Origin of the sequence: Phormidesmis priestleyi BC1401 (assembly GCF_001650195.1) — a bacterium.
Taxonomy (GTDB): Bacteria; Cyanobacteriota; Cyanobacteriia; order Leptolyngbyales; family Leptolyngbyaceae; genus Phormidesmis_A; species Phormidesmis_A priestleyi_B.
In genome coordinates this window covers 1-10207 of the sequence record NZ_LXYR01000095.1, presented here as the reverse complement: position 1 = coordinate 10207, position 10207 = coordinate 1, and the positions used below count along the sequence as shown (strand labels likewise).

The window sequence follows — 10207 nt, the reverse complement described above, 5'->3', positions numbered from 1 at the left end:
GAATTCGCAAGGGGTTATCGAGCGCGGCTTCCCTTCGACAAGCCATAGAGTCTGTGCTTAAAGAGGCTACGTCCTAACACTGTTGACCACGGCTATATCTCAGAACGAGCTTGTTTTTTAAAGAGGACTCGATCGCAAAAAATACCTAGCATTCTAACGGTAGCCATCGGCAGAAGCAGGCACTTAGAATCATAGCAGTGCCGTTACGTTAATTTAACCGATGGATCTCGATTCACAGCACCAGGAGTCAAAAGCCTGGATCGTTAAATTGCAGCCATCACAGATCGTCTGTCTTGAGCTTGGCGCAACCTGCCTCTATGCAGAAGTGATACAGATTATAGAAACGCGGCGTTTGTGCTGGGCACGTCCTCTAATTCTCGCGGTGGATTCACTAGGGACAGAAGGCTTTTCTCAATCGTCTGAGCATCATTTTGAACGCTCGTGTCACGATTTGCGGCAAGGGTCAGACTTATTGTTACCCGCAATTCTATTTCGTCAAGCGCTAGATGTTGAAGCTATCCCGCTTTTGTCGTCTCTTTACAAGTTGGATACGATCGCCCATTCAGAGCCAAACGCGATCGTGGCTCGCCGTCAGCTTAATGAATTTGTCCGTCAGATTTGCCAAGCGCACCCGGATATATTTTCTGATAGAGACGGTCTCGATCGCCCGTAAATAGGCACCCTTTTGATAATTTCTTGTTTCTGCGAGCTAAGAGCTAGGTACTAATCGGATTCGACCCGCATCCATTTCAGCCATTAGAAGTTCAAGAGCTTCGTAGTCTACATCAGAAATGTGCCCTTGCCGAGTTAGTTCATAGTTGATTTCGTTCTCAATATCTGGAGTCAAACATTTGAAGTAAAGTGCTCTCCCTACCAACTGACGAATAATTTCACTAGTTTTCATAAGCACTGTGACGATTTCATACTTCCGTATTGTCCGTCTAACGTTCCATTTCTTAAGTGATTTAACAAACAGACTGGAAGTGATTTAAGTCACCAAGCTTGCCCAATGAATGCCAGTCTTAGGTTTAAATTACTGAAGTTGTATGTGTTTATGTATACAATTCAAGAAGCTTACTGAAAAGTTTAAACAATAGTGGGGTTCTAATAAAGATTTCACGAAACCATGCAGTCGTGGTGGGCATCAGAATCGATGTGCAGTTATTGTCAGAGCGTTGGCATCAAGTTCTTTACTTTAGTAACCGAGGGATTCAGATAATGCAGAGCGTACTCGTTCATCCTCAAACCGTCGTCGTTCGTCCCCAAGAATATGTCAATGCAGCGAATGCTTCTACACTCCAAGACCAGCTTACGATCGCAGTCAAGTCAGAGCAGACCTCAGCGTTGCTCGTAGATATGCAGAATGTCGAATCACTGGATAGCGCTGGATTGATGGTGCTGGTTTCCACACTTAGTTTGGCTCAAAGGCAGTATAAGCGGTTTAGCCTGTGTTCGATATCCGCATCAATTCGGATTATTTTTGAGTTAACTCAGCTAGATAGCATCTTTGAGATCTTTGAGGACTCAGCAGCGTTTGAGGCAACGATCGCTGAATAGTTTCAACTACACCAACTTAACGACTGCTTCTAACGCGACTCCACGGTCAACGCTGCGGTGAGTACCTTGCTAAACTTCAGTATACTGAGGTGTCGATCTCTTCAGACTTATAGCAAGGTAACTGAACCGTGGCAGTCGCAGTCGAAGCATTACTGACTCCTGATATTCTGCGTCCTGCCCGATATTTGGGCAACGAGCTAGGCGCAATCCACAAACCGTGGGATAGGGCTACCGTCCGGTGGGTGTTAACTTACCCAGAAATCTATGAAGTCGGGGCATCCAATCTTGGACATATCATTCTCTACAGCATCTTAAATGCCCAGCCTCGACAACTGTGCGATCGCGCCTATCTTCCCGCGCCCGATCTTGCTGCCAAACTTAGAGCAACTCAGACTCCTTTATTTGCAGTTGAGTCACGGCGATCGCTGACTGAGTTTGACATCCTCGGTTTTAGTCTCAGCTATGAATTAGGAGCCACTAATATTCTGGAAATGCTGGATTTAGCAGGCATTCCTCTGACCTGGCGCGATCGGGCTGACCCGTCCTATCCTCTCATTTTTGCAGGTGGACAGACCGCAACCTCGAATCCTGAACCCTACGCCGACTTTTTTGATTTCATCGCGTTAGGAGATGGCGAAGAACTCCTTCCTGAAATCGGGCTGGTTTTAGAAGAAGGGAAAGTAGCCGAGTTAAGCCGCGAAGACTTGCTCTTAGACTTGGCACAAATCCCTGGAGTTTATGTCCCCCGGTTTTATGACATGGCAGAAGATGGCTCTGTGCATCCCAATCGCCCCGATGTCCCTGCTCGAATTTTGCGACGAGTGGCTGACCCGATGCCTGCTTACTCGATCGGGCTGGTTCCCTATATTGAGACGGTTCACGATCGCTTAACCATCGAAATTCGGCGCGGCTGCACGCGGGGCTGTCGCTTCTGCCAACCGGGAATGCTGACTCGCCCTGCACGAGACGTTGAGCCTGATCAAGTCGTTGAGACGATCGAGCAAGGAGTGCGTGCGACGGGCTATAACGAATTCTCTTTGCTGTCTCTCAGTTGCTCAGATTATCTGGCACTTCCTGCCGTGGGAATGGAGATTAAAAATCGGCTAAAGGGCGAAAATATCACTCTGACGCTGCCGAGTCAACGCGTCGATCGCTTCGATGAAAACATTGCTAACATCATCGGGGGAACACGTCAGGGCGGAATCACCTTTGCACCTGAAGCGGGCACTCAGCGAATGCGAGACATTGTAAATAAAGGGTTGACCAACGAGGAACTGCTGCGAGGAGTCAAAACTGCCGTTCAACAAGGGTGGGACAAAATCAAGCTCTACTTTATGATTGGTCTGCCCGGTGAAACGGACGTGGATGTGTTGGGAATTGCCGAAACGATGCGATGGCTCAGACAGGAGTGCAGCAAGCAGGGCAGACGACGGTTAGATTTCAACGTCACGATTTCTAATTTCACCCCTAAACCTCACACTTCTTTTCAGTGGCACTCGGTTTCGACTACCGAATTTAAGCGCAAACAAGCCCTTTTAAAAGAAGCTTTCTATGGGGTGCGCGGCTTAAAAGTCAACTTCACCGATGTCCGTATTTCAGCAATGGAGGACTTTGTAGGTCGCGGCGATCGTCGCTTGTCAGCCGTCGTCCGTCGTGCCTGGGAGCTTGGCGCAGGAATGGATGCCTGGTGGGAAAGCCTCGACAAAGCCTTTGCTGCTTGGACACAGGCGATCGACGAGTCAGACTTGACCTGGAAATATCGCAAAGTTGAGAGCGGTGAATGGAACGTCTTTGAAAAGGATGAAGACGACCAGGAAGATCCATCAAACCCTCATTCCTCCCTGGATGATGCGCTCCCGTGGGATCACATTGACACTGGCATTGATAAACAGTGGCTCAAAACAGATTTGCATCGGGCATTAGAAGCCGCGATCGTCCCCGACTGCTCGTTTGAAGGATGCTCTCATTGCGGCGTGTGCGGCGTTGATTTTGGACACAATGTCGTGGTGCCGCCGCTGCCCATTCCTCAATTTGCGGGGCACTTTGAACCAAATCAACAGCGATCGCAGCGACTCAGAGTTCGGTTGGGCAAAGTGGGTGAAATGGCGTTAATCAGCCACCTCGATTTGATGCGACTGTTCGATCGTGCGGTGCGTCGTGCGTCGCTTCCCATCACCTTTACAGGCGGATTTCACCCCTCACCTCGAATTGTGTCCGCCAATGCTCTGCCCTTGGGAACCACCAGTTCAGGCGAGATTGTAGATTTTGAACTGACGGAGGCGATCGACCCCGAAACTTTTCGTGAAAAGCTGGCATCTAAACTGCCGATCGACATCCCGATTTATAGTGTTGAACCAGTCGAGGTCAGTACCCCCGCTTCCACCCAACTTCTAGAGAAAGCCGAGTATCAGATTAGAGTTGATTCGGCTGAAGTCGCTTCCCTGGCTCAGTGGCAAGAGTGGATTGAGGCAATCAAAATCAAAACAGAAATCTGGTTTGAGCAGACGACTAAATCTGGCAAAGTGCAGTCGATCAACTTGCGCGATCGGCTCTTCGATCTGACGATCGTAGAAGTCGATGAATTGCAAACCGTTCTGCAATACATTGGCAGTTGCCGCAATGATGGCACTCTGCTGCGCCCTGACCATGTAGTTTACCTCCTAGAACAAGCTTCACAGCAAGAATTGAGGCTGCTTCACACCCATCGGAGTCAACTGATTTTGGCGAGTGATTGAATAGGTCTTTATAGGGGAAACTGCGATCGTTTACATCGTCTAAACCTTCGTTAACTCGCGAAGACTTCAGCCAATCTCGGTAAATTCTATAAATTTGGTAGCAGAGTCAAGCCTACACGCTATAATACTTTGCATCAGAGGCAGTTGTGGACTAGAGTTCCCCGTGGTTGCATCGGGCGAATTGCATTAGATGCCAGACGCAGCTTACTCTTGCTAGACTTTCCGCTCATTGTTGATTTGTCGCGAAATTTAATTCGTCTAGTGACGGGCTAAATTGCCCCACAGATCACAGCTTGTGTATTGACTCGTCTGACACAGAGGCTCCGGGCTTGAGGTAGAGGGTTTGTAGACCTCAGATCATCGGCGACTTCTAGGTATACGTGGCTTTAAAAGTTTAGCTCACAAAAATTAAGGAAAACAGTGAGAGGCGCAAGAACTTCGATGCCCTCACCACCGCCAATTTTGAGGAAATTGAATGACAAAGCAGATTGTTATCGCTGAACAGCATAGAATTGCTGCTGTTTTTTCGGAAGATCATATTCAAGAAATCATTGTTGCCACTGGAAGTCACCAAGTTAGCGATATTTACTTAGGAGTTGTCGAAAATGTCCTGCCTGGGATAGACGCTGCCTTCGTTAACATCGGCGACTCAGAGCGAAATGGCTTCATTCACGTCAGTGATTTGGGTCCTTTGCGGCTAAAGCGGGCAGCAGGTTCGATCACTGAGCTGTTGGCTCCCCAACAGAAAGTGCTTGTGCAGGTGATGAAGGAACCTACCGGAAATAAGGGTCCTCGGTTAACTGGAAATGTTTCGCTTCCTGGACGCTATCTCGTGCTAATGCCATATGGTCGAGGCGTTAATCTATCGCGGCGCATTCGCAGTGAAAATGAACGGAACCGCTTACGCGCCTTAGCGATTCTGGTCAAACCTGCTGGCATGGGAATCGTGATTCGCACGGAAGCGGAAGGAATGCCCGAAGAGGCAATCATCGAAGATTTAGAAACGCTGCAACGGCAGTGGGAGTCTGTGCTTCAGGAAGCTGGCTCTACTCGTGCTCCAGCGCTGCTGAACCGTGATGACGACTTTATTCAACGCGTATTGCGGGATGTCTATAGCTCAGATGTGAATCGCATTGTCGTAGACTCTCACACAGGGCTAAAACGCGTTAAACAACAACTCGTCAACTGGGGCGGGGGAAAGTCTCCTCAAGGAGTGCTGATCGATCATCATCGCGAACGAGTGCCGATTTTAGAATATTTCCGGGTGAATGCCGCGATTCGAGAAGCGCTCAAGCCTAGAGTAGACTTGCCTTCTGGCGGATATATTATCATCGAACGCACCGAAGCTCTCACCGTTATTGATGTAAACTCTGGGTCGTTTACCCGATCGGCGACTGCCCGCGAAACAGTTCTCTGGACAAACTGCGAAGCGGCAACCGAAATTGCCCGGCAACTGCGGCTGAGAAATATTGCAGGAGTCATCATCGTAGACTTCATCGATATGGATGCCCGACGCGATCAGTTGCAGGTGCTAGAACACTTCAACAAAGCTCTGCGCGCCGATAAGTCGAAGCCGCAAATCTCTCAGCTTTCAGAATTAGGACTGGTTGAACTGACTCGCAAACGTCAGGGCAAAAATATCTACGAACTTTTTGGTCGCCCCTGCGCAACCTGCGGTGGATTGGGGCTTTTGGCTCACTTGCCTGGAGAATCCCACGATGATGAAGGGGAAAACCTGGAGCGATCGTCGGTGTCTCTAAGAGAAAACCGCGAGAGCCGTCGCCTCCCCGACCCCCGCCGAGAGCTTCCTGCTGCAAGCGACTCATCTTGGGAAGGAGATGACGCTGATGGCGATAGCAGCGATCAGGATTTAGAGTTGCTCAATCATCCTAGCTATCAAGAGCGCAGTCGGGGCGGTGCAAATAGACGGCGACGGAAACGTGTAGACAGTCCGACTACTCGAGAAGAGGTGCCTGCTAGAGAAGGGGTGACTGCAAAGGTAACTCCCTGGGAAGAACCCATTCGATATACTCCCGTTCCGATTACGGTGGCTGCTCCAGTCATTCCTCGATCGGAGCCTCTTCCCGAACCAACCGTTGCTCCCGTTCTAGAAGAATCCTCAGCGTTGGCAGATGCAAGACAAATCGAGGACAAACGCAGTCGCGCTCCTCGACGTGGAGGCGTTAAACCTGCGGCTGAACCGCCTGAGTCGATCTATGTTGAGATGACTCCCGATGAGCAAGACGTGTATGCGTGGATGGGAATCTCCCCGATCGTCCTCACCACTCAGGAGTTGAAAAATCCAAAGTCGGCAAACATCTTTGTGATGTTACCGGGGCAAGCACCACCAACACCCGTCGAAGACACAGAGACTCCGAAGGTTGAGAATGAAGACCCTGCACCAGACGTGGAGGATTCTCCCCCACCAAGCCCTGAACCTATTGCCCTGAGAGTTCGGAAGAAGCCTTCTGCCAGAGTCGTTGCTGAACCTGAACCTCTTTTAACTCCTAGCTTTACCGTCGCAGAAGTTCCTTCAGAACCAGACCTAACCGAACAACCTGCCCCCGAACCAGAGGAAGAAGCGACGGTCACTCGTCGTCGTCGTCGTCGGTCTTCTGCAACCGCAGGGGAGTAGATTAAATCTTTGACACGAGAATCTGAGATTCCCACCTCTCAGATTCTCTCGTTTAAACTCTATAGTTTGGGCATGAGTGTGGTTAAGAATCCGGGCTTAGAGGTCGAGCAAAGTTTTTGGAGGCAGGGATGCCTGCGAATTGCGGGAGTAGACGAGGCAGGACTCGGAAGTTTGTGTGGTCCGATCGTAGCCGCTGCCGTATTGCTGCCTCCTCACTGCTTGATGATTGCAGGAGTTCGAGATTCTAAGCTTCTGTCGGTTGCCCAGCGCGATCGCCTCTTTCCCCAAGTCTTGCATCAAGCGACAGCGGTAGGAGTCGGCACTGCGACTGTTGCAGAAATTGAAGAATTTAACGTGCTCAGAGCATCTTATTTGGCAATGCAGCGATCGTTACGTCATGTTCAGCCGATCGACCATGCTCTGATCGATGGACGCGAAATCAAGACAGCAGACCTTGGAGCGCACACCGCTATCATTGACGGAGACGCATCTTCGTATGCAATCGCGTGTGCCTCAATTGTCGCAAAAGTGCGCCGCGATCGCTTTCTAAAACGGTTGGCAAAGAGGCATCCTGGCTACGGCTGGGAGCGCAATGCTGGCTATGGGACGAAAGAACATCTGAGAGCGATCGAGGAACTCGGCGTAACTCCGTTTCATCGTCGAAGCTATGCTCCCATTCAAAAGGCATTGCTTCAACTGGAATTATTTGATTAAGATGCGGGATGATTGATTGGAAATACAATTCCTCCTTGAGCCGTTTCGGTTTCTGACTGACTCGTTGCCCAATTTCGATAATCAAGCAGGAGTTGATGCAGCAGTCTTTGCTTAATTGTGCTCAAGACACTCAGCAACAAACCATTTCCGGCTCTCTCTAATAAGAACTTAGGAGTCATCCAGAACGGCGGCGGCAGCTCGACCTGCACGTCTAGATCGGCTTTTCCTTTCAGGTAGGTCGTTTGCCCAAGTTGAGTTGGATAAAGTTGCCCAACGAGATTGAGAGAAAAGCGCTGATTAATATATTCAACACCGCGAATCTCGCATCCGATCGACCTCACGTTAATTGCCGCATTAGAATCTGCCCACACTTTCATATCTACCGTTGGCTGAATGCTAAGAGACATAAAACTCAACGGGCGCATCGTGAGACGAAACCGATCGTCATTCAACAATTCGATACGACTAGAAGCGGCAAGGGCATTCACGACTCGCTGAGGTTGACGCAGATAGTAAACGATCGGAATGGGCTGTTCTGGAACGACGATTTCAACAGATTGAGAAGCGGCAAACCTAATATCCATTGATAATAATGTGGGTGTCTAATGAATGAGAGGTAATTATTAAGTAATTCTAACTAGCTTCTCATACATTGAAGTAGCCCTGGGGGAATATTAAAAAATTGTTTAGAAAAAGAGTAGTAGAATGGCAATCTCGATCGCGCACCTTGGACCTCCTGGCACTTACACCGAAGCTGCCGCGATCGCGTGTCTCGACTGGCTCAAGCAGGAGACAGGACAAGATGCCATTCTGTGTCCTTATCTCAGTATTGGTCAGACGTTAGAGGCAGTTGCTTCTAAAGAGGTGCAGCTAGCAGTCGTGCCGATCGAGAACTCGATCGAAGGCAGTGTCACAATGACGCTAGACAACCTCTGGCAGCTAGATGGCTTGAGAATTCAGCGCGCTTTGGTGATGCCCATCTTTCACGCTTTACTGTCCCGTGCTAAAGATTGGGACACTATCCGAGTCGTTTATTCTCACCCTCAAGCGCTAGCTCAGTGTCAGAAATGGTTAGACAAGTTTTTGCCAAAAGCCCAGCCGATCGCGCTCAACTCTACTACCGAAGCGCTGCAATATTTAGATGGAGATTCAACGATCGCGGCGATCTCGTCCCAGCGTGCTGCTCAGTTACACCACTTGCCAATTTTGACGTGTCCCATCAATGACTATCCAGACAACTGCACTCGGTTTCTACTGTTGGGGCTAGAGCCTTCTCCGGGCGGAGGCTACACATCCCTAGCTTTTAGCACTGGGGCAAATCAGCCAGGAGCATTAGTGACTCCCCTTCAGATCTTCGCACAGCGCAATATCAACCTGAGCCGCATTGAATCACGCCCTACCAAACGCTCTCTGGGAGAGTATTTCTTCTTCATCGATCTAGAAGCCGATGCTAGAGCCGACTCAATGCAATCAGCATTAGCAGAGTTGACCAACCACACAGAAACGCTGAAGATCTTTGGCAGTTACGACGTTTTACCAATCTGACTTGACCCCCGCAAAACTGCCCTACTCAGAGGTCTCCCCCAGCGTGTCTTTAAGAACGGTACGGGCTGCTAAATGGTTGCGCGTCGAAGTCAAGATTTCTGCTTCACGATCGAGACGAGCTGCGGTGTCCTGCATTTCTAGGAGTGACTGCTGCTCGTCTGCTACCCCATAGAGATTGCTGGCAACCCAATAAGACAACTCAGTCGGCAGGTCTGGAATCGTCTCAGGAAGCTCTATTTCTTGCCCAGTCAGCTTGGCAGATAAACGAACTACATCTTGCAATAACTGGCTGACATTATTCGACAGCGGTCTTAAATCCTGAGTTGGAGGATTGTCTTCAATCCATTCAACCAAGCCGACTCGGTAGGGCTTTTCACGAACATAGTCCAAAACTCTAAATCGTTGTTGCCCTAACGTCCAAACTTTCATGCGATCGTCTGGCAGTCGATGAAACTGAACAATTTCTGCACAACAACCGACCAGAGCGGGCTTACCTTGCACTTGATCCCACATCAATACGCCAAAGCGACGATCGCTTTCAAGGATCGTATTCATCATCATCCGATAGCGGAACTCAAAAATGTGCAGAGGCAGAGGTCTGCCCGGAAACAAAACGACTTCGGGTAAGGGAAAGAGAGGAAGTTCTCGGACTGCGATCGATGAAGGTGCCATTATTCGCCAACTAAAAAGACTGCTTCTCCCTTTACTCTAGCCCATCTTAGAGATAGGAATCGATGCAGGGAGATGGGGTTGTGTCGCAAATACTTTTTAGTGACAAACGAAGTATCTCGTTCGCATTCCGTTAAGCGCTAATTCCGAACAGTTCTTCGATAAACTTCGCTTGAGATACACTGTCCCCTTTGCTGACTCCCTTCACTTGTCCTTTGCGAATCATACTCATCGCTTCGATGCCACTCAAGGTTCGTCTCGCTGTGTTGAATGAGCCGAATCCCATCATTGGCTTTGTCAATCGCTTGATGTTGCGGTGATCCTGCTCGATGATGTTATTCAGGTACTTGCT

General features: G+C 49.4%; 10 protein-coding genes. 6 read left to right on the top strand and 4 right to left on the bottom strand.

The window, feature by feature from the left end:
* The first annotated feature begins 220 nt into the window (after positions 1–220).
* On the top strand, positions 221–673 hold the full coding sequence (locus A8707_RS24630) for a hypothetical protein (protein WP_068819908.1): 453 nt from the start codon (positions 221–223) through the stop codon (positions 671–673).
* A gap of 36 nt (positions 674–709) precedes the next feature.
* On the opposite strand, the gene A8707_RS24625 is transcribed toward A8707_RS24630, so the two are convergent.
* The gene (locus A8707_RS24625; protein WP_068819906.1) at positions 710–904 is read right to left on the bottom strand and encodes a hypothetical protein; all 195 of its coding nucleotides are present in this window, start codon (positions 902–904) and stop codon (positions 710–712) included.
* A gap of 314 nt (positions 905–1218) precedes the next feature.
* On the opposite strand from A8707_RS24625, the gene A8707_RS24620 reads away from it, so the two are divergent.
* From A8707_RS24620 to A8707_RS24605, 4 genes are all read left to right on the top strand, one after another.
* The gene (locus A8707_RS24620) at positions 1219–1557 is read left to right on the top strand and encodes an STAS domain-containing protein (protein WP_068819912.1); all 339 of its coding nucleotides are present in this window, start codon (positions 1219–1221) and stop codon (positions 1555–1557) included.
* Between the two features lie 128 nt (positions 1558–1685).
* Positions 1686–4292, top strand: coding sequence for a TIGR03960 family B12-binding radical SAM protein (locus tag A8707_RS24615; RefSeq protein WP_068819904.1), 2607 nt, complete (start codon positions 1686–1688; stop codon positions 4290–4292).
* 475 nt (positions 4293–4767) lie between these two features.
* Positions 4768–6927, top strand: a complete 2160-nt coding sequence (rne, locus tag A8707_RS24610; RefSeq protein WP_068819902.1) for a ribonuclease E — start codon at positions 4768–4770, stop codon at positions 6925–6927.
* Positions 6928–6936: 9 nt separating this feature from the next.
* Positions 6937–7641 carry a ribonuclease HII gene (locus A8707_RS24605; RefSeq protein ID WP_231948456.1) on the top strand — a complete coding sequence of 235 codons (705 nt, stop codon included), beginning with the start codon at positions 6937–6939 and terminating at the stop codon, positions 7639–7641.
* On the opposite strand, the gene A8707_RS24600 is transcribed toward A8707_RS24605, so the two are convergent.
* Positions 7638–8225: a DUF1997 domain-containing protein gene (locus tag A8707_RS24600; protein ID WP_068819900.1), complete on the bottom strand. Its 588-nt coding sequence runs from the start codon at positions 8223–8225 to the stop codon at positions 7638–7640. The two genes, A8707_RS24605 and A8707_RS24600, sit on opposite strands and share 4 nt — an antisense overlap.
* 121 nt (positions 8226–8346) lie before the next feature.
* Here A8707_RS24600 and pheA point away from each other — a divergent pair, with 121 nt between their 5' ends.
* Positions 8347–9186, top strand: coding sequence for a prephenate dehydratase (gene pheA / locus A8707_RS24595; protein ID WP_068819899.1), 840 nt, complete (start codon positions 8347–8349; stop codon positions 9184–9186).
* Positions 9187–9207: 21 nt separating this feature from the next.
* Here the strand turns inward: pheA and A8707_RS24590 are convergent, their stop codons facing one another.
* Positions 9208–9858, bottom strand: coding sequence for an LON peptidase substrate-binding domain-containing protein (locus tag A8707_RS24590; RefSeq protein ID WP_068819897.1), 651 nt, complete (start codon positions 9856–9858; stop codon positions 9208–9210).
* A 130-nt stretch (positions 9859–9988) separates the two neighbouring features.
* Positions 9989–10207, bottom strand: a 219-nt coding sequence (locus tag A8707_RS24585; RefSeq protein ID WP_156518841.1) for a DDE-type integrase/transposase/recombinase, incomplete at its 5' end; no start/stop codon positions are given.